The 19,095-nt window shown below is 63.6% G+C and carries 16 protein-coding genes; 10 read left to right on the top strand and 6 right to left on the bottom strand.

Features of this window, described 5'->3' with window-relative positions; translation table 11 throughout:
* Positions 1–71: 71 nt before the first annotated feature.
* Both FSY45_RS05705 and FSY45_RS05700 read right to left on the bottom strand, forming a co-directional pair.
* On the bottom strand, positions 72–776 hold the full coding sequence (locus FSY45_RS05705; RefSeq protein WP_046461647.1) for a hypothetical protein: 705 nt from the start codon (positions 774–776) through the stop codon (positions 72–74).
* An 11-nt stretch (positions 777–787) separates the two neighbouring features.
* On the bottom strand, positions 788–1,033 hold the full coding sequence (locus FSY45_RS05700; RefSeq protein ID WP_003068494.1) for a DUF3297 family protein: 246 nt from the start codon (positions 1,031–1,033) through the stop codon (positions 788–790).
* A gap of 519 nt (positions 1,034–1,552) precedes the next feature.
* On the opposite strand from FSY45_RS05700, the gene FSY45_RS05695 reads away from it, so the two are divergent.
* The 7 genes from FSY45_RS05695 (at position 1,553) to FSY45_RS05665 (ending at position 12,518) form a co-directional block, all read left to right on the top strand.
* A complete protein-coding gene (locus tag FSY45_RS05695; protein ID WP_003068497.1) occupies positions 1,553–2,965 on the top strand; it encodes a hypothetical protein in 1,413 nt (470 codons plus the stop codon).
* 2 nt (positions 2,966–2,967) lie between these two features.
* Positions 2,968–4,293, top strand: coding sequence for a glycosyltransferase (locus FSY45_RS05690; RefSeq protein WP_003068498.1), 1,326 nt, complete (start codon positions 2,968–2,970; stop codon positions 4,291–4,293).
* 10 nt (positions 4,294–4,303) lie between these two features.
* Positions 4,304–6,580, top strand: a complete 2,277-nt coding sequence (locus FSY45_RS05685; protein WP_052951084.1) for a TolC family protein — start codon at positions 4,304–4,306, stop codon at positions 6,578–6,580.
* Positions 6,577–7,707 carry an HlyD family secretion protein gene (locus FSY45_RS05680; RefSeq protein ID WP_046461648.1) on the top strand — a complete coding sequence of 377 codons (1,131 nt, stop codon included), beginning with the start codon at positions 6,577–6,579 and terminating at the stop codon, positions 7,705–7,707. The genes FSY45_RS05685 and FSY45_RS05680 overlap by 4 nt, the downstream gene beginning before the upstream one ends.
* Positions 7,708–7,774: 67 nt before the next feature.
* Complete coding sequence (locus FSY45_RS05675; RefSeq protein ID WP_012840058.1) at positions 7,775–9,100, top strand: DUF445 domain-containing protein; 1,326 nt, start codon at positions 7,775–7,777, stop codon at positions 9,098–9,100.
* Positions 9,101–9,448: 348 nt separating this feature from the next.
* Complete coding sequence (locus FSY45_RS05670; RefSeq protein WP_003068506.1) at positions 9,449–11,470, top strand: ligand-gated channel protein; 2,022 nt, start codon at positions 9,449–9,451, stop codon at positions 11,468–11,470.
* A 79-nt stretch (positions 11,471–11,549) separates the two neighbouring features.
* Positions 11,550–12,518, top strand: coding sequence for a siderophore ABC transporter substrate-binding protein (locus FSY45_RS05665; protein WP_046461649.1), 969 nt, complete (start codon positions 11,550–11,552; stop codon positions 12,516–12,518).
* A gap of 113 nt (positions 12,519–12,631) precedes the next feature.
* Here FSY45_RS05665 and FSY45_RS05660 read toward each other — a convergent pair whose 3' ends face one another.
* The 3 genes from FSY45_RS05660 to FSY45_RS05650 form a co-directional block, all read right to left on the bottom strand.
* Entirely contained in the window at positions 12,632–13,063 is a 432-nt protein-coding gene (locus tag FSY45_RS05660; RefSeq protein ID WP_003068510.1) for a hypothetical protein, read from the bottom strand.
* 100 nt (positions 13,064–13,163) lie between these two features.
* Positions 13,164–13,568: a hypothetical protein gene (locus FSY45_RS05655; protein WP_046461706.1), complete on the bottom strand. Its 405-nt coding sequence runs from the start codon at positions 13,566–13,568 to the stop codon at positions 13,164–13,166.
* Between the two features lie 99 nt (positions 13,569–13,667).
* Positions 13,668–15,089 carry a heavy metal sensor histidine kinase gene (locus FSY45_RS05650; RefSeq protein ID WP_046461650.1) on the bottom strand — a complete coding sequence of 474 codons (1,422 nt, stop codon included), beginning with the start codon at positions 15,087–15,089 and terminating at the stop codon, positions 13,668–13,670.
* Between the two features lie 58 nt (positions 15,090–15,147).
* Between FSY45_RS05650 and FSY45_RS05645 the strand changes: the two genes are divergently transcribed.
* Positions 15,148–15,489, top strand: coding sequence for a DUF5713 family protein (locus FSY45_RS05645; RefSeq protein WP_046461707.1), 342 nt, complete (start codon positions 15,148–15,150; stop codon positions 15,487–15,489).
* A gap of 10 nt (positions 15,490–15,499) precedes the next feature.
* Here the strand turns inward: FSY45_RS05645 and FSY45_RS05640 are convergent, their stop codons facing one another.
* Positions 15,500–16,189, bottom strand: coding sequence for a heavy metal response regulator transcription factor (locus tag FSY45_RS05640; RefSeq protein WP_046461708.1), 690 nt, complete (start codon positions 16,187–16,189; stop codon positions 15,500–15,502).
* A gap of 147 nt (positions 16,190–16,336) precedes the next feature.
* Here FSY45_RS05640 and FSY45_RS05635 point away from each other — a divergent pair, with 147 nt between their 5' ends.
* Positions 16,337–17,614, top strand: a complete 1,278-nt coding sequence (locus FSY45_RS05635; protein WP_046461709.1) for a TolC family protein — start codon at positions 16,337–16,339, stop codon at positions 17,612–17,614.
* Positions 17,615–17,629: 15 nt separating this feature from the next.
* On the top strand, positions 17,630–18,958 hold the full coding sequence (locus tag FSY45_RS05630) for an efflux RND transporter periplasmic adaptor subunit (protein ID WP_003068530.1): 1,329 nt from the start codon (positions 17,630–17,632) through the stop codon (positions 18,956–18,958).
* The last annotated feature ends 137 nt before the right edge of the window (positions 18,959–19,095 follow it).

The raw sequence follows: 19,095 nt of genomic DNA, 5'->3' as shown, positions 1-19,095 counted from the left end.
GCTATTGAATAAATAGCTTTATGCGCTTGGTGTGAAAGGGGGAGAGGCTGAACAGGCTTGAACTCAAGCCTTCAGTCTCTTCCATGCACTATGGTGTGAATGATTTCCCTGCCATCCAGGATGCGGCTGACACCATTGAACCAGCGGCAGTCGGTGTGGATGTTGGCGTAGCGATCCATCCAATCCAGCGTGATGGGTGAAATGCAAACCAGACGCTGGCTCTGCAGACCAGCATCAAACACTTGTGCGCGGAACTGGCTCAGGTTGGCGGGGCAATCCATCTCTTGAGCAAAGCACTGCCATGCAGCATGCAAAGCCGTGGCGTCTGCTGCGCGCAATCGTGTTTCAGGCTCGGAGGCTTCCGCGGGACTGGTTTGCCAGTCGCTGATTTGCCCCTGCTGCAGGGTGGCCTTGACGCAGTGCCCTGCATCGCCGAAGACCAGCGCTTGAGCATCGCTCAGGCTGTGTACATAGAGTCTGTTGGACTCTGGCACTTCTGCGGCAAAGCGTTGCAGCAGCGGTATGTCCATCCCTAAAACGAAGCTGCTGCAAAGCGCGGGCTGTACAGCGATGGCTTCGGGTCGCAGCACCTGTTGCACCCAGGTTTGCCAAGGCAGCGCAAGCCCGGGCATCAACCATCCCAGCTCGCCCTCCGTGATTCTGTGTCGCAGCTCGGCCTCTTGCCTTTGTCCATCGGCGATCTGGCTGCGAGAGTATGGCCGCACGGCATTCAGCTCACGCTTGAGCTGGCGCTTGTTCAGGCGTTGTGCGGCCACGGGGACTGGGTTTAGCGGTAATACGCTTCGACCGTACCCTTGAGCTTGATCAGCAGGGGCTTGCCCTTGCGGTCCAGGGTCTTGCCGGCGGGCACCTTGACCCAGCCCTCGCTCACGCAGTATTCCTCGACGTCAAAGCGGTCCTTGCCGTTGAAGCGGATGCCGATGTCGTGCTCGAACACGGCGGCCACATGGTGGGGGCTGCGAGGGTCAACGGACAGATGGTCGGGCAGTTCGGGGCGTTGTATGTCGGTCATATCGTGCGGATCCAAAAACGCCTATTGTCCTCTGCTTTGCTGGCTAGTCCGGTGAGCTCCTGCCATGAGTCTCTGCTTTTCTTCCTGCGTGAAAACAAGCTGTTGGACTACTTTTGTCAATTCCTGGGGTTATTGACTGCCGCAAATGTTACCTGTGCGTGCGCCAGATGGCCGGTTCGGTTTTACATGTCTGCATACAGTTTCCGCTGAGTCGCTGCTCATGTGTGTCGACGGTGACTTTTTGTGTTGGTTTGTGTTGTCACCCCGAGAGGCCCAAGGGAAGTTCGGGTTGATGAAAACCCGAATTGATAAGGCAGGAACAGCGTGAATGTCCAACTCTGTATGTGGATGTAGCGTAACGGCTGTACAGCTTGTTTGTTTGCTAAATGCAACTTGGTTTTCAAAGTTTAAAAGCTATGAAAACGGTAGTCGAAGCTTCACTTCCAAACCGAAAAATGAGCTCTCCGAAACAGCGCCCCGAGCTTGTGCAGCCCGGCGCGCGCAACACAGGAGAGTCTGATGGATACAGCCATCCGCACCAAGGCAGGCTTGGTTTTTCTGGGGCCACTCACTACAGCCGTCCCTGAGTCAGAGCGATCTGTCTCCTATCAGGATCTGGATGCGCTGATGCACTCCGGTGTACAGCCGCAGGGCATTTATTTGCGTGCCGTGCCGCACCAGGTCTGGCGCAAATGGCTCAATCGCACCCGCCAGAGCGACTGGTGGAGCCTGCCGGTCTTTGCGGAACCGGCGCTGCGCGACGCGCAGCCGTACGTGGATGCGCTGTGCAGCGTGGAGCGGGCACATGAAGTCACCGAGGGCATGGCCTTGCGCCGCCAGATGCTGCCCGATCCTGGCGATGTGCTGGGGCTGGAGGAGCGTCTGCTGTACTTCCTCTACGAACGCGGGCCGCAGACGGGCTTTCGGCCGCTGCTCGACCGCGACAGCGACCAGCTCTACCGCTATCCGGTCGCGGAGCAACTGGCCTGCGCACAGGAGAGCGTGTCCCAGGCGCTGGAGGAGCTGCGCCGCCGCGGGCTGCTGCGCTCCGAGGGGCTGGTGGACCGCACCCGGCTGTGCTCGGGTTGCGGCTCGGCGCACATCCATTTCGTGGACGTATGCCCGCATTGCCAGAGCCTGGACACCCGACGCGAGTCAATGCTGCACTGCTTTGCCTGCGGCCATGTCGGCGCCGAATCGCAGTTCGTTGAAGGCGGTGCGCTGGACTGCCCCAAATGCCATGTGCATTTGCGTCACATCGGCGTGGACTACGACAAGCCGCTGGCCCAGTACCACTGCCGCAGCTGCCAGCGCTCATCGGTCGATTCCATGGTCCAGGCGCGCTGCCTGGACTGTGCGCGCACGAGCACGCCCGACGAGCTGGAGGTGCGTGAAGTCGCCACGCTGATGCTGAGCGCCAGTGGGCGTCAGGCTGTGCGCAATGGCGGAGTGGGCGAGGCCTACCCGCCGCTGAAGGCGCGCAACTATGTGGACCCGCAGGGCTTCAAGCGAATGTTGGGCTGGGCCAGCGACATCCAGGCGCGCAACCCGCAGTTCAGCTTCCACCTGATGCGCATGGAGCTCGAGCACAAGGGGCTACCGGCGCAGCAACTCAGCCCCTGGCAGATCACCGAGCTGCTGGACGAACTCGCCGTGCGCCTGAATGCCCAGCTGCGCGAGTCCGATCTGATTACCCGCGTGGACGAGCACAGCCTGTGGGTGATCCTGCCATACACGATGCCGCAGGGCCTGCAAAGCCGCATCGAGAAAACCATGGAAAAGCTGGCCGAGGAAGAGGGTGAAGCCAAGCGCCTGGCCCTGTCGGTGCACCTGCGCAGCATGGAAGTCAAGGCCATGAACGACGGCAGCGAAGCACCATCCGCGAGCAATCTGATGCGGAAGATGCAGGCCGACACGCTGCAAGAGGCCTGACCATGTGGCAGCAGTTTGTGGAATCTTTCTTGCTGCTAGCGCACAGCTTCAGCACCCGGGGCGCATGGGATCAGGCATTCAACCTGTTCCCGTTCATCGTCCTGCTGGAACTGCCGTTCTATGTGCTGGTCGTCGGCGGGATGCTGCGCTACGGGTTGCGCCATTGGCGTGTTCCGGTCCGGCGCCTGCAGTACCCGTCCGTGTCTTGCCTGATCACCTGTTATTCCGAAGGCGATGATGTGCGCAAGACCATCAGCTCCTTGGTGAATCAGCGCTATGCGGGGCGCATCCAGCTCATTCCGATCATCGACGGAGCTATCAAGAACAGCGACACGCTGCATGCGGCACTGTCCGAGGCCAAACGCTGGGAAGGTACCGAGGGGCGCGAAGTCACCGTGCTGCCCAAGTGGCAGCGCGGCGGCCGGGTGTCTTCGCTGAATGCGGGGCTGACGCTGGCCACGGGCGACGTGGTGATGGCACTGGACGGCGATACCTCGTTCGACAACGACATGGTGGAGAACGCCACACGCCACTTCGACGACCCACTGGTGGCGGGGGTTGCGGGCAATCTGCGTGTGCGCAACCAGGGCAGAAACCTGGTGACCAAGATGCAGGGGCTGGAATACATGCTCTCCATCAGCGGTGGCAAAACGGGCCTGTCCGAGTTCAACATCGTCAACAACATCTCGGGTGCCTTTGGAGTGTTCCGGACTTCGCTGGTCCGGCACCTTGGCGGTTGGGACGCGGGGACGGCGGAGGACCTGGACATGACGCTGCGCATCAAGCAGTACTTCGGTCGCTACAGCGGCATGCGCATCAAGTTCGAGCCGCATGCCATGGGGCATACCGACGCACCGGAATCCTGGCGCGTGTTCTTCAAGCAGCGCTTGCGCTGGGACGGGGACATGTACTACCTGTTCGTGCGCAAGTACCGTTTCAACCTGCGGCCTTCGTTGCTGGGGTGGCCGAACTTTCTTTTCACCCTTATCAACGGCCTGCTCATGCAGCTGGTGCTGCCCTATCTGATCGTGGGATCGCTGGCAATGCTGCTGTTCATCCAGCCGCTGGGCATCGTGCTGGGCACGCTGGCTTTCGTCTACCTGGGCTATCTGCTGTTGTTATTGGCCTACTACCTGGTCTACCTGGCCACGGTGTCGGAGCGCATCCGGCTGGACCTGTCCTATCTGCCGTACCTGCCGCTGTTTCCTCTCTTTGCCTTCGTGACCCGGGTGCACAGCGGCTACGCCATCCTGGTGGAAGCGCTGACCCATTCGCACTTGGACTCGTCCATGGCGCCCAATTGGGTGCTGCGCAAGAACAAATTCTAAAAACCAACGCATGAAACCATTTTCCCTTCACTACCTGCCGGGTGGGCCGCACCGCGTCCGTGCCCTGAGCGGCCTGATAGGCGTCAGCCTGCTGGCTTCCATGCTGGGAACAAGCGCGAGCGCGCAGACTACCACTGCCGTATCCGCAGCGTCTGAGACGCGTGCTCCTGTCGCTTCCGCTGACACGGGCCAGCCATGGAGCTGGGCCGACCTGCAGGCCTGGAGCGCGGAGCAGGCGCCAGCCGTGCGGCTGGCGCGCCTCAAGGAGCATGTGGCCGGCAGCAACCTCAAGCTGGTCGAGTCGGACAACGGTGCACGGCTTATCGCGGCTGCCGGCCTGGCACGCGCCAAGGAGCCGGTGACGGATACCCTGAACCGCGACTACAGCCGTCTGTCGGGGCAGGCTGGTCTGCGCTGGAGTTTTCTGGGCGCCGAGGAAGCACGCCGGCGCAATGTGCAGGAGGCCAGGACCGAGCAACTGAGCAGTACCGCGCAGACCCAGCTGCTGCAGGCCCAGGCCGTGACGGAGCTGGGACGGCTGTATGTGCGCTATCTGCGCAGCCAGCAGCGCGAGCAGGTGGCGCGGGCCTATCTGTCCACGCGCTCCCAGATCGAGGGAAGGCTGCAGGAGCGCGTGGCTGGCGGCCACATGCTGCGCTCTGAAGGGCTGGACCTGCAGGGCTACTACGAAGCCGCGCAGAACCGCGTGGCCAAGGAGAAGGAAATGCAGCGCGCAGCCTTGCAGCAAATGGGTTTTTTGACCGGCCGCCGTCTGCGCGCCCAGTCGGTGCCGGCTCTGGCCCTGCCGCAGACCTGCATGAATCCGGCCATGCTGCAGGATGCGCTCAACACGCATCCCGCGCTGGAATCTGCACGCTATGCGATGGAAGGATTGCGGGAGCAGGCCCGGCACACGCGCTATGGCGGAGTGACGGGCGGCGTGCAACTGAGCCAGAGCCTGAGCAAGGATTTCGGCGGCAGCCCCGGCCATGCGACGGCCGTGGCGGTGGATGTGTCCATCCCCCTGCAATGGCGCAGTCAGCAGGATGCGATGGCGGCCAAACTGCAGGGCCAGTATGACGAGGCGGCCGAGCAATACGCGCAGACCCAGGGCAAGCTGCAGCTGGAGCAGCAGACCGTGCTGGAGCAGTACAGGTTGAGCCAGGGCGAACTCAAGAGCAGTGCCCAGCGCTATGCAGCGGCCACCGAAGGGCTGCGTGTGGCGCAACTGCGCGCGCCCAGCCTCGGCGGTGACGGCATGGTGCAGACCATCAAGGCCGACAACGGCCGCTACGAAGCGGCGGTGCGCTATATCAGCTCCGCCGAAGGAGAGGATCTGGCGGCCATGGACATGCTGTATTACACGCGTGGTTGTAGCTTGCAGGTGCGTAGCGACGACCCCCTGCAGGCTGCGGTGCTGCAGCGTACTGGTGCCGCAGCTTCCGCAGTGGGTGCTGACGGACTGGTAGCAGTGGCGCAGCAGACTAGGCTCAGCGGGGAAGCGGGCGTTGCCAAACCCGCTGCAGCCGCTGCGGCAGCCGCACCTGCGGGAACCGGCTGGTATGCATGGAAAGGCTGGCAATGGGTGCAGCAGCCGGCCCGCATCGACCAGCTGCCGCAAGGCACGCAGCGCCTTCTGGTGTCGTTCACCGAAGAGCAGTTGCAGCGCCTGGCGGCCGACGAGCAGGCTCGCCAGGGACTGGAGCAGCTGGCGCAGCGTGCACGCCAGCGCGGCATCCGGCTGGAGCTGCTGCTGGGCGAGCCGACCTGGGTGCTGCCCAAGGGGCGCGGCAACATGCTGGCGCTGCTGCAGAAGGTGCAATCCATGCCGTTCGGCATGGTCCACCTGGACCTGGAGCGCAGCCAATTGCCCGAGGTACAGCAAAAGGACTGGGGCCGCAATGTGCTCGACAGCCTGCAGGAGGCGGTGACTCAAAGTCGCCTTCCGATCTCGCTGACGACCCACCACCGCGAACTGCGCGAACCCGGCTTTCTGCAGGCCCTGCAGAAGGCCGGCGTCAAGGAAGTCGTGCCCATGATCTACAGCGCCAATGCGCAGAGCACGGTGAACGTGATCAAGCAGCTGCCGCCCATGCCTCAGGGGCTGGACCTGGCCGTGGCGCAAAGCATTGAAAAGGAATTGCCCTCGGAAGAGAGCTTGTTTCGCATAGGCAGGCGCCAGGCACTGGTTCATTGGCAGGGCGTGGCACAAGCGCTGCGGACGGTGCACGGTTTCAAAGGCGTCGTCGTGCAGTCCTGGGAAGACTATATGGAGGCTCAACCGTGAAGATCCAATTCAATGCTCCGCCGGCTTCGGCGGAAGTCAGCAATGGCATTCCCGTCAAGTACGACAACGTCAAGCGCAAGGTGCCGCGCTGGCGCTGGTATCTGGTGCTGGGCATTGTGCTGCTGATACCCTTGTACTTTGTCTACAAAACCGTGAGCAGTACGGTGCTGCGCGCTTCGCCCGGCATGGTGGTCATCGACCAGGTCGTGGTGCGTGCACCGATCACGGGCCAGGTGGAGCAGGTCGCCCCGGAGGGGCAGGCTACAGAGCAGGGCGCGCGCGTGCTGCGTGTGGTGCAAAAGCAGGTGCCCACGCCGGCGGCCGGTACGGTGCAGGCAGCCGACGTGGTGGCCAGTTCCGCGGACCATACCTATGCGATGCAGCGCCAGGATCTGCAGGGCCAGCAAAAGGCCTTGCAGTCCAGTCTGCAGGCCATGCAGGGCCGCATGTCCCTGATGCAGGATCGCGTGCGGCAGATTGATGAGCTGTTCCGCCAGGGCGCGGCCACGCGCCAGGAAGTGGACGCGGCACGCCTGCAGATGCTGCAGGCACAGGCCGAGATTGGCCGTGCCCAGCGCGAAATCCTGGTTGCCAGCCAGCAGCAGAGCGCCCTGTATCTGCAGGCGGCCAAGGATGCTGCGGCCACGCGCCAGGCTGTCGGTCTGGCACAGGCCGGCAACATCACGCCGGTTGCGGATCTGATGGCGCCCGTGCCCTCGCAGGTGGTGCGCAGCTTCGTCAAGGCAGGCGAATGGGTGGTGGCCGGAGACGAGCTGATGGTGCTGCAGACGCGCAAGGCGCCCTGGGTCCAGGCCTATCTGACGCCCCAGCACCTGAGGTACGCGCGCAAGGGCCAGAAGGCCACGTTGGTCTTCCTAGATGGGCAGAAGGTGCCGGCCGAGGTCGATGAGGTCTTCTCGGAAACCCAGCGCATCCCGGCCGAGCGCGTGGGCCCGATGGAGTCGCAAAGCGCCGCGGTGGTGGTCAAGCTGCGTCCGCTACAGGCCCTGCCTGCCGAGCACCGCGTCAACCGCCTGCCCATTGATGTGCGCTTTGAGAGAAGCTGGTGGCCCTGGAGCCAGGACCACCGGCTTGCTGATTTCACGGCAAACGTCAAGGTCGGCTGACCCGTCCGATGCTGGCGGCAGCCCTGGGCTGCAGACGAGCGGGCCGAGAGGCCGTATGCTCTAGCGCATGCTCACGTCTGAACAACGTCGCTCACTGCAGCAGGCCAAGCGCATGCCGCTGGTTCTGCTGCTGCTGGTGGCCGCAGGTTTCATCGCCACTGCGCTGGCTGGCTCGCGCTGGGCCATAGAGGGGCAGGCCGTGCCTTTATGGCTGGTCTGTCTGCGCGGCATTTGCGAGGCTGCCATGGTGGGGGCGCTGGCCGACTGGTTTGCGGTCTCGGCGCTGTTCCGCCATATTCCGCTGCCGCTGGTGGGGCGGCACACGGCCATCATCTCGCGCAACAAGGATCGCATAGGCCGCAACCTGGCCACTTTCGTGCGCGACAAGTTTCTCGACGCGCCTTCGCTGGTGGCGCTGATCGAGCGCAACAACCCCGCCCAGGCGCTGGCGGACTGGCTGACGGCTCCCGCCAACAGCCAGCTGCTGGGCAGGCAGGTGGCGCGGCTGGCGCTGGCCGCGCTGGAGATGGTGCAGGACAAGCAGGTAGAGAAGTTTCTGACCCAGTCGCTCAAGGCCGTGATGCAGCATGTGGATCTGTCGCGCGCGGCGGCATCGCTGCTGTCGGGGCTGACGGCGGGCGGGCGCCATCAGGAGGTGCTCGACGATGTGCTGGCACGCATCAGCCGCGTGCTGCGCCAGGAGCAGACCCATGTGCTGATTGCGCAGACCATCGTGGTCTGGCTCAAGCGCGAGCACCCGATCAAGGAAAAAATGCTGCCCACGGACTGGCTCAGCGACAAGGGCGCCAGTCTGATCGCCAGCGCTCTGGACAGCCTGCTGCAGGACGTGGCCCAGAACCCCGGCCACCGTCTGCGCGAGGCCTTCGACAGCTCCATACAGCGCCTGATCGACGGTCTGCAGAACGACCCGGTCTACGCCGAGAGGGTAGAAAAACTGCGCAACTATCTGCTGCATGACGAGAAGCTGGCCGTCTATCTGCGCGAGCTATGGGCAGGCTGGCGCACCAAGCTGGAGCGCGATCTGGCCGACGAAAACTCGGCCATGGCACGGCGTGCCGCCGTGATGGGGCGCTGGTTGGGTCAGGCACTGGCGCATGACGAGGCGCTGCGCAACTCCATGAACGAGCGCCTCAAGCGCTGGGCGACGACGCTGGCTCCCGATGTCTCGCAGTTCATCGCCAGACATATTGCCGACACGGTGCAGCGCTGGGATGCCGAGCAACTGGCCACGCTGATCGAGGCGCATATCGGCAAGGATCTTCAGTACATACGCATCAACGGCACGCTGGTGGGCGGCGCCATCGGTTTGCTGCTGTTTCTGATCTCGCATGCCGCGGCCCTGTGGCGCAGCCTGCTGGCCTGGCTGGGATAAAGCTCTATGAGCCGCAGCCGGTGCCAGTTGGCGCTGGTTAGCGTCCTTGTCAAAGTACTTAACAGTAAAAATTCTTTGGAAGGCCTGTTGGTTGCGGTTACAATGAGAATTATTCGCAACAAGAAGACCTTGCGGTAATCTTTGACTCAGCCAGGCATGCACATTGAATGACTGCATGCCGCCATGCCCAGCTGCATGTTTAGCCAGGACGATCTCTGCGCAGATCGTGATTGCCTTCTTCATCACTCCAACAGCGCGAATGCTTCGCTGACCTGCACCTGCTGTTCGTGGCTTTGGCCATGAGGCGCAGCCGTGTCTGGTCGATGTGCATCTTCTTCCAAACTCATCATGCAAATTCATGCAGCCGCTGCTGCAGGCCTGGCCATGGCCTGCGCGTCTTCGTCTTTCCGTCCTCTGTTCACCACCCGCCGGTCGCTGCGTCCTGTGCTGGGCATGGCGCTGGCTGCAGCAGGCCTGCTGACCCACGGGCTGACGGCGGCACAGGAGAAATCGCTGGAGACCGTGGTGGTGACGGCCTCGGGCTTCGAGCAGGAGATCAAGGATGCGCCGGCCTCGATTTCCGTCATCACCCGCGAAGAGCTGGAAAAAGGCAGCTACAACAATCTGCATGATGCGCTGCGCGATGTGCCCGGCGTGAATCTGGTGCCTTCGGACAACAATTCCAACGACATCAGCCTGCGCGGCATGGGCGTGAACTACACCCTGATCCTGGTGGACGGCAAGCGCACCAATACCCGCGAAACCCAGGCCAACGGCTCCACCGGCACCGACCAGAGCTGGGTGCCGCCGCTGGAGGCGATAGAGCGCATCGAGGTGGTGCGCGGCCCCATGTCCTCGCTCTACGGCTCGGACGCCATGGGGGGCGTGATCAACATCATCACGCGCAAGGTGGCCAAAGAGTGGATGGGCTCCATCCGCACCGAGGCCACGCTGCAGGAGCGCTCTTCCTCGGGCAATATCTACCAGAGCAATTTCTATCTGTCCGGCCCCATACAGACCGATCTGCTGGGCCTGAGCATCTACGGCAACTACAACAAGCGAGGCGAGGACAACATCCTCAACGGCTACAACGACTACGACAACCGCGCGCTCAACGTCAAGCTGGCACTGACGCCCAACAAGGACCACGACATCATTGCCGAGCTGGGCACGGGCAAGCAGCACTACACATCGACGCCGGGCAAGACACTGGCGGCCACGGCCGCACTCAGCGACCGCAAGTTCGAGCGCGACAACTTCTCGCTGCAGCACAAGGGACGCTGGGGCTGGGCGTCCTCGGACACCTATCTGCAGCAGGAGAAGACGCGCAATCTGTCGCGCGACATGACCATCAAGAACACGGTGTTCAACAGCAGCTGGGTGGCGCCGCTGGGGGCCAGTCATCTGCTGACCACGGGTGTGAGCTACAACGAGCAGGACCTGACGGACACCACCACCAACACCTTGCCCAATGCCAGCCGCACCAGCATCAACCGCAGCCAGTGGGCCGTGTTTGCCGAGGACGAATGGCGTCTGCACCAGGACTTTGCGCTGACCGGCGGCCTGCGCTACGACCATGACAGCCAGGCTGGCGGCCAGGTCAGCCCGCGCCTGTATGGCGTGTGGAATCTGGCCCCGCAGTGGACGGTCAAGGGCGGTGTCTCCACGGGCTTTCGTGCGCCGTCGCTGCGTCAGACCGTGGGTGACTGGGGCCAGAGCAGCCGTGGCGGCAATATCTACGGCAACCCCGATCTGAAGCCCGAAACCTCGCTGACCAAGGAAATCGGCGTGCTCTACGACAGCGGCGCCGGCACCACGGCGGGGCTGACGGTGTTCGACAACGAGTTCGAGGACAAGATAACCCGCGTGGCCTGCCCCAGCTGCGGCCCGCTCAACAGCTCGGGCCGCGTGCCCACCACGAACATCAATGTGGACAACGCCATCACGCGCGGCGTGGAGGCTTCGCTGGGCACCCAGCTGAGCAAGACGCTGCGCCTGAAGACCAACTACACCTTCACCAAGTCCGAGCAAAAGAGCGGCCAGTTTGCCGGCCTGCCGCTGAACCAGCTGCCGCGCCATCTGTTCAATGTCTCGCTGGACTGGAGCCCCACGGCCCAGCTCAACGGCTGGCTCAAGGCTTCCTACCGCGGTGAGGAAAGCGCCCCCACGGGCGGAGCGTCCTCGGGCAGCTTCACCCAGAAGAGCTACACCATGCTGGACCTGGGCGGCTCCTACAAGCTCAGCAAGACCGTCACGCTGTATGCGGGCATCTACAACCTGCTGGACAAGCAGGTCATCTATGACGGCGTCAATTACGACACTGTGCTCGACGGCCGCCGCTACTGGCTGGGCATGAACGTCAAGTTCTGATTATCGCCATCGCAGCCGTTGCCAAGATTCGCGGCAAGGGCTACTGACTTTTCTTCTGTTTTGCTTTTCAAGGTTCTTCATGCAGCAACTGATCAGCCGTCGCGCCGCCACCCTGGCACTGCTGACGACGGCCGGAACCGCCTGGGCGCAAACGCAGGCGGACCAGCCGTCTGCGGCCCAACCCGTCCGTATCCAGGTCGAGCATGCCAGGGGCGTGGCCGAGCTGCCTTTCGCTCCCCGGCGTGTGGTGGTGTACGACCTGGCTTCGCTGGACACCATGCAGGCGCTCAAGCTGCCGGTGACGGGAGTGCCCAAGGTCCATTTTCCCGCCTATCTGGCGGGCTACGCCGATGCCCGCTATCAGGTGGCTGGCTCGCTGTTCGAGCCCGACTACGAGGCGCTGAGCCGCATCCGCCCCGATCTGATCGTGGTGGCCGGCCGCTCGGCCAGCAAGTACGAAGCGCTGAGTCGCATCGCGCCCACGCTGGATCTGAGTACCTCGGGCAAGGATTTGCTGGGCGATATGCAGCGAAATGTGACCGCACTGGCCAGCCTCTGGGGCAAGCAGGCGCAGGGCGAGCAGCTCATGCAGCAGGTGCGCAGCGATGTGCAGGCCACCCGCGCTGCCGCAGCCAAGGCCGCACCGGGCCTGCTGGTGCTGGCCGTCAACAAAAACATGAGCGCCCAGACCCCGGGTTCGCGCTTCGGTCTGCTGCATGACGTGCTGGGCATCAAGCCTGCCTTGCCCACAGATCCGGCCCAGGCGCGCGGCATTGCGCTGAAGATGGACGATATTGCCAGGATAGACCCAGAGTGGCTGTTCGTGATCGACCGCAATGCGGGCACGGGCAGCACCAGGGACAAGGACGGCAAGCCGGTGGTGCCGTCGCGTGAGCTGTTCGACAACGACACCATCAAGAACACCCGTGCAGGCCGCAAGCAGCAGCTGGTGTTCGTCGATCCCCAGCTCTGGTATTTGCTGGGCAGCAGCGGTCCCCAGGCCATGCGGGCCAATGCGCGGCAGATTCGCGCTGCATTCGAGCGCTAGGCTTCGCGGGAGGTGGCAAATTTAATAGCTGCTCTCGCCAATAAACAAAGGGGTTCAATGCATTCATGCACTGAACCCCTTTGTTTTAATACGCAGCAAGCTATCAAAAAACATCAGGCATCGGGCGCGGAAGGCTCGGGCGGCAGCAGCTGTTTGCCAATCAGCTGCCAGGCCTTGGCGGCATCGGTCTGGCCGGCAAACAGGTGGCAGCTGGCGGCCGTCATGGCGATGCGACCGTTCTCTGGCTCCAGGTCGAAGGCCAGCTCGCATTGCGCAGCGGCGTTGGCCCACATGACCAGCGCGTTGCGGTTCTCTTCCTTCTGCAAGGCGTGGGCCTCGGCCATCCAGGCCTGTGCCAGGCGAAAGGCGGCTTCGGGCTCGCTCATATCGGCCTTGTGCGCCAGATAGAACTCCTTGCCGGCGGCCTGCCAGAATGCGCGGGCCTGCTCGAAGTCCTGCGTGGCAATCTTCTGGGCCTGCTGTACCAGCGCGTTGCCGGCCTGCAGATGGGCCTGATAGGTGGATGCGTCTTGATCTTGGGACATGGCGCTTATTGTCCTCATTGCAGGGCCCGGCCGAACCCGCCCACGCGCATCGCCCCTGGACAGGCCCGGGGCATTGCCGGTGCCTGCCGGCGGCTCGCCGCTAGTAGCGGAAGTCCAGCTGATGCGGGCCCTTGCCGATCTCTGCCGCCTGGGTCTGGCTGGCGCCCTCCCTGGTGGTGGCGGTGATCTTGTAGCTGCCGGCGGGCAGCTGGATCAGACAGACCGGGCCGTTAGCCGTGAAGCGGCTGCTGTCCTTGCCGGAGCTGACCTCGACCGCCACATTGGCCAGATAGGCGCCGTCCTTTTGCGCAAACAGCAGCGACAGCGGGTAGTCCTTCATCGCGGCGCGCATGAGTGTGGATTCATCTTCGCCTATGCCGCCGCAGCTGTAGCGCAGCACGCCGGCCTGCTGCATATCGGGAATCCGGCCCTGAGCCAGAGCGGGCAGGCCGATACCGGCACTGGCGGCCAGAACCAGGCAGGCAGCGTTTCTCAAGCAATGCATGGTGTTTCCTTTCAGCGATACACGGCCGGCCATCTTGCGGCCTGAGCGCGCAGCTCCATGTCATCCCTGCTCGGTGCTGCGTGTGGGCCTCATCGGCTTTTACGCCAGGTTGCCGGATGAAACAGGCGCCCGGGCCTGCGCATCCTGTCCCGCAGGCAGGCTCAGCCCGATGGAGGTGACAGAGCGGTCGGAGTGCGCAAACGCCTGTCCGCCATGCATGCGCGCGATCGCGGCCACGATGGACAGGCCCAGGCCGTGGTTGCGATCGGCCTGGCTGCGGGCTGCGTCCGAGCGATAGAAACGGTCAAACAGTCTGGGCAGATGTTCTGCGGCAATGGCCTGGCCCTGGTTCTGCACCGCCAGCCTGACCTGGCCGGCCTGCGGCGTGCTGATCTGTATCTCTATGCAGCTTCCCGGCGTGGCATAGCGGGTGGCATTGCCCAGCAGATTGGACAGTGCCCGGCGCAGCAATCGCGCATCGACCTGGGCCTGCGCATCGCCCTGCACCCGCACCTGCAGATCAGCCTCCTGCAGCGCGGCCTCGTGATACTCCACCACTTCGTGCGCGAGGCTGGCCAGGCTGGCCACCTGAATGCGGTGCGCGCTTTCGCCGCGATCGGCGTGAGAGAGAAAAAGCATGTCCGCCACGATGCCGGCCATGCGCTGCAGATCCTCCAGATTGGAAGCCAGGATGTCGCGCAGCTCGCCCGCATCGCGGGGCTTGCGCAGAGCCAGCTCGCAACTGCTGATGAGCGTGGTCAGCGGGGTGTTGAGCTCATGGGCCACATCGGCATTGAAGGCCTCCATCTGCCGGTAGGCCACCGCCAGCCGCTCCAGCAGCGCGTTGAACTGTGCAATCAGCGGACGCAGCTCCTGGGGCTGGTTGCTGTCGTCAAGCCTGGTCTGCCAGTCGTGCGTGAGATCCTTGGCGCCCAGTTGCCGGGTCTGCTCCACCAGCGAATGCAGAGGCGCCAGCCCGCGGCGCACCAACCAGGCACTGAATAGCGACACCAGCAGCGCACCGCTGACGGCGGCCAGGCCCAGAATCCAGGCCAGCTGGCGCAGCAGGGCATCGTCGGGGCGGCGGTCCAGCATCAGCAGCACCTGTACGAGCTGCTGTTCCTGCTGGTCCACATGGGCTGGCAGCACGACGCTGAAGCTGCGCCGTGCGCTGTGAACATCGTCCAGGGGCTGGTGCAGTTTCTCGAACAGCAGCGCGCCGCTGGCATAGCTGACGCGGATCGACATATCCTCGTGGCCCGTGAGAAAGTCGGACAACATGTGCTGCATGCTGGACGCGGAGCGGTTGGCACGCGCCTGTTGCAGAAGATGGGTGACCGTGACCTGCTTTTGCTCCAGGCTTTCCTGCTGGCGCTGGGCCAGTGCCAGCCAGCTGCCCCAGTAAACGGCAACGCAGACCAGGCCCAGGCCCAGCATGGTCTGCAGGGCCAGCGAGCGCGACAGCCGGCGGCTCAGGTTCGGGATCTGAGGAGTGCCTGGAGAGACGTGATCAGCGGTCATGAGTGGCTGCTATGCTGGAAGATTCATTGTTTGCGGTTTGCTGGAAAAGGAACGGACCATGAGTCTTGGTAACGCCATCATGAACAACTACGCCTTCTTGCTGGAGATGTACGAGGACAGCTATTTCCCCGAGGAACTTGTTCGCAAGGGTGAGGATATTCTGAGAGAACTCTGCCTGCAGATAGAGCAGCAAAAGCCGCAGAACCTGGAGCAACTGCATCGATTGACCCACGCTGCGACCGAGCGTTTCAACGATCTGCAGCAGGAGTTCGAAGAGCAGGGCAGCGAGATAGAAACGGCGGCGCGTGAATGCATTGCGGCTGACTTCGAGGCCATTGCCAAGGCTTATGGTTTTGAAGATGCGGATGTGGAGGAGCTGATCGCTCTACGCGAATGGTAAGCACCGGGGCTCAGGCCTCGGAGCGCAGCTCCAGCACATAGCCCATGCCGCGCACCGTGTGCAGCAGGGGCAGCTCGAACGGTGCGTCGAGCTTGAGGCGCAGGCGGCGCACGGCGACCTCGACGACATTGGTTTCGCTGTCGAAGTTCATGTCCCAGACCTGGGAGGCCAGCTCGGTGCGCGACAGCACTTCGCCCTGGCGCCGCAGCAGCAGACTCAGCAGATTGAACTCCTTGGCCGTCAGGTCCAGTCGCTGGCCCGCACGCGTGGCGCGGTGACGCAGCAGATCCAGCTCCAGATCGGCCATGCGCAGCACCGTGGCTTCGGGCGTGGCCGTGGCCTGCAGGCCGCGGCGCAGCAGCGCATGAATGCGGGCCACCAGTTCTGAAAATGCAAAAGGCTTGACCAGGTAGTCATCGGCGCCGGCCTGCAGTCCTTTGACGCGGTCTTCCACCTGGGCGCGGGCCGTGAGCATGAGCACTGGTGTCTGGCGGGACTGGCGCAGAGCCGCCAGCACGGCCAGGCCGTCTATGCCGGGCAGCATGCCGTCCAGAATGATGAGGTCGTAGGGCTGCTCGGTGGCCAGATGCAGGCCGTCAATGCCGTTGTGTGCGGCATCGACCACAAAGCCTTCCTCGCCCAGGCCTTTTTGCAAGTATTCGGCGAGTTTGGTTTCGTCCTCGATGACTAGAAGCTTCATGCGCAGATTGTCGAGCAAGTCGGTCGTTTGCGAAGATGACAAATTTGTCATCTTGAGGTCAGAACCCTGTGGGGGCCGCGAGGCTAGATTTGCTCCGCTTGCACAAGACTGCCAATGGAAGGGCAGGCATGCCGGCGGAGCATCACCATGACATTCATCACCAAGGCGGCCGCTGTGTTGCTGGGCAGCGGTTTGGGCCTTTTCGTTCCTTGTGCCTGGGCGCAACAAGCTGCGCCAACAGCAGCAACAGCAGCAACAGCAGCGGCAGCCGCCCCCATCAGCCTGCAGGCCGCACTGGCGCTGGCCATGGAGCACAACCCTGGTCTGCGAGCGGCAGCGCAGGCCCTGGCGGCCAGCGAGGGGGCATTGATCCAGAGTCGCGCCAGATCCAATCCCGAGCTGGCCTATTCGCAGGAAGACACGCGCCGCGAAACCAGGTCCATGACTCTGCAATGGAACCAGTCCATAGAGATCGGCGGCAAGCGCGAGGCCCGCATGAAGGCGGCCGAACACGGTCGCGAACTGGCCAGGGCCGAGCTGGAGGCCGCGCAGGCCGGTCTGCGTGCCGATGTGCGCACGGCTTTTGCCAATGTGCTGGCCGGCCAGCAACGCGTGCAGCTGCATCAGAAGACGCTGGAGATTGCCGGCAGTGCCCGCGATGCCGCGGCCAAGCGCGTGCTGGCAGGCAAGGTGGCTCCGCTGGAGGAAACCAAGGCCCGCGTGGCCGAGAGCAGTGCCGAGCTGGCGCTGGCGCAAGCGCGCTCCGGTCTGCGTGTGGCACGTCAGCAGCTGGCGGCGCTGTGGGGAGCGCAGCCTGCGGCATTTGGCAGTGCGGTGGGGGAGCTGGCGCAACTGCCTGTGCTGCCCGATGAAGGCCTGATGCTGGAAAAGCTGGAGCATTCACCGCAGATGCTGCGCGCGCAGCAGGCCGTTTTTCAAGCCAGGTCCGTCGCCGAGCTCGAGCGTGCCAAGCGCCTGCCTGACCCCAGCGTGAGTCTGGGCATGAAGCGTGCACAGGAAGTGGGACGCAATCAGCTGGTGGTGGGTATCTCGGTGCCGCTGCCGATTCTGGACAGCAACCGCGGCAATCAGCTGCAGGCGCTGCGTCTGGCCGACAAGGCCGAGGACGAGCTGCTGGCCACACGCCAGCAAATGTACGCACAGTTGCAGCAGCAACGCGAGCAACTGCAGTCCAGCCGGGCCCAGGCCGAGCAACTTGCACAGCAGGTCCTGCCGGCGGCCGAGTCCGCTTACGAAGTCGCAGCCAAGGGCTTTGCCCTGGGCAAGTTCAGCTATCTGGAAGTGCTGGATGCCCAGCGCACGCTGGCCGAGGCACGAAGCCTCTATCTGGAGCAGCTGGTGGCAACCCATCAGGCGGCTGCGGACATCACCCGCCAACTGGGCGATGTGCCCGGTCTTGAGTAAGAACAAGCACATATCATGAATTCCACATCCCCTAAGCCCCGCCGCACGGCGATTGCCATCGCCATCATTCTGGCGCTCGGCGCGGCCGCTGCTGCAGCCATTGTCTACGGTACGCAGCCGGCGGCTGTCAGCGCTGAAGGCCACGGTCACGGTGCTGCAGAGAAGAGTCATGCCCATGAAGAAAACAACGGGCATGAGCATGACGAAAAAGAGGGGCATGACCATGGCAGCGAGCCTGGGCATGAACAGGCAGCAAGCGCCGGAAAACCTGCAGCCAAGCCCGAATCCGCTCATGCCGATGATGAGGATGAAGGCCTGCTCAAACTCGATGCCGAGCGCGCAAGGGCTGCGGGCGTGGCGCTGGCCGAGGCCGGCCCGGCGTTGATAGCCAGCATGCTGCAGTTGCCGGGCGAGATTCGCTTCAACGAGGACAGGACGGCTCATGTGGTGCCGCGGGTGGCGGGCGTGGCGGAGAGCGTGGCGGCCAATCTGGGGCAGGTGGTCAAGAAGGGCCAGTTGCTGGCCACCCTGACCAGCCCTGCGGTATCCGAGCAGCGCAGCGAGCTGATGGCCGCGCAAAAGCGTCTCGCACTGGCGCGCACCACCTACCAGCGCGAAAAGCAGCTGTGGCAGGAAAAGATCTCGGCCGAGCAGGACTATCTGCAGGCCCAGCAGGCACTGCGCGAGGCCGAGATCGCATCCGCCAATGCGCAACAGAAGCTGGCTGCAATCGGTGCCGGCTCAGGCACTGCCGGGGCGCTGAACCGCTTCGAGCTGCGCGCGCCCTTCGATGGGGTGGTTGTGGAAAAGCATCTTGCCGTGGGCGAAGCCGTGCAGGACAGCACGGCCGTGTTCACCATCTCCGATCTGCGTTCGGTCTGGGCTGAAATGAAGGTGGCCGCCAGCGACCTGCCCTTTGTGCGCGTGGGCGAAAAGGCCACTGTGCATGCGACGGCCTTTGAATCGAAAGCCACGGGGACGGTGGCCTATGTGGGCGCATTGATAGGGCAGGAAACCCGCACGGCACCGGCACGCATCACCCTGGACAACCCGGATGGTATCTGGCGTCCGGGCCTCTTCGTGAATGTGGATCTGACGGCATCCAGCCAGAAGGCGGCGGTGACGGTGGCCAGTGCGGCCATCCAGAAGATCGACGGCGACAAGCCCGTGGTGTTTGTGCCGGTGGACGGCGGCTTCAAGGCGCAGGCCCTGAAGCTGGGCAAGACCGACGGCCAGAACACCGAAGTGCTGCAGGGCCTGAGTACAGGCCAGCGCTATGTGAAGGACGGCAGCTTCGTCCTGAAGTCCGAGCTTGGCAAGGCAACAGCCGAGCATGTGCACTGATTAGCCACCCCCTGAGGCGCGGCGCGCCTTCCCGTTGCACGGCGCCCCCAAGGGGGACGACACCCTCGCCTGGGTGGCCCCGCCGCGAGGCGGCTCTTGCTCGGTGTCTCTGGTTTGGATTGCGCCAGTGTGACAGG

It is taken from the genome of Comamonas sp. Z1 (assembly GCF_008121555.1).
Taxonomy (GTDB): Bacteria; Pseudomonadota; Gammaproteobacteria; order Burkholderiales; family Burkholderiaceae_C; genus Comamonas; species Comamonas thiooxydans.
Note: the sequence above shows the minus strand (reverse complement) of the source record. Positions and strands in the feature narration are given on the sequence as shown.

What these genes read in the sequence shown, in the direction of transcription:
- FSY45_RS05650 (WP_046461650.1), bottom strand. Translation starts at nt 15,089, where the DNA reads ATGACCGCTGATCACGTCTCTCCAGGCACTCCTCAGATCCCGAACCTG.
- FSY45_RS05670 (WP_003068506.1), top strand. Translation starts at nt 9,449, where the DNA reads ATGCAAATTCATGCAGCCGCTGCTGCAGGCCTGGCCATGGCCTGCGCG.
- FSY45_RS05645 (WP_046461707.1), top strand. Translation starts at nt 15,148, where the DNA reads ATGAGTCTTGGTAACGCCATCATGAACAACTACGCCTTCTTGCTGGAG.
- FSY45_RS05630 (WP_003068530.1), top strand. Translation starts at nt 17,630, where the DNA reads ATGAATTCCACATCCCCTAAGCCCCGCCGCACGGCGATTGCCATCGCC.
- FSY45_RS05660 (WP_003068510.1), bottom strand. Translation starts at nt 13,063, where the DNA reads ATGTCCCAAGATCAAGACGCATCCACCTATCAGGCCCATCTGCAGGCC.
- FSY45_RS05690 (WP_003068498.1), top strand. Translation starts at nt 2,968, where the DNA reads ATGTGGCAGCAGTTTGTGGAATCTTTCTTGCTGCTAGCGCACAGCTTC.
- FSY45_RS05655 (WP_046461706.1), bottom strand. Translation starts at nt 13,568, where the DNA reads ATGCATTGCTTGAGAAACGCTGCCTGCCTGGTTCTGGCCGCCAGTGCC.
- FSY45_RS05685 (WP_052951084.1), top strand. Translation starts at nt 4,304, where the DNA reads ATGAAACCATTTTCCCTTCACTACCTGCCGGGTGGGCCGCACCGCGTC.
- FSY45_RS05665 (WP_046461649.1), top strand. Translation starts at nt 11,550, where the DNA reads ATGCAGCAACTGATCAGCCGTCGCGCCGCCACCCTGGCACTGCTGACG.
- FSY45_RS05675 (WP_012840058.1), top strand. Translation starts at nt 7,775, where the DNA reads ATGCTCACGTCTGAACAACGTCGCTCACTGCAGCAGGCCAAGCGCATG.
- FSY45_RS05635 (WP_046461709.1), top strand. Translation starts at nt 16,337, where the DNA reads ATGACATTCATCACCAAGGCGGCCGCTGTGTTGCTGGGCAGCGGTTTG.
- FSY45_RS05700 (WP_003068494.1), bottom strand. Translation starts at nt 1,033, where the DNA reads ATGACCGACATACAACGCCCCGAACTGCCCGACCATCTGTCCGTTGAC.
- FSY45_RS05640 (WP_046461708.1), bottom strand. Translation starts at nt 16,189, where the DNA reads ATGAAGCTTCTAGTCATCGAGGACGAAACCAAACTCGCCGAATACTTG.
- FSY45_RS05695 (WP_003068497.1), top strand. Translation starts at nt 1,553, where the DNA reads ATGGATACAGCCATCCGCACCAAGGCAGGCTTGGTTTTTCTGGGGCCA.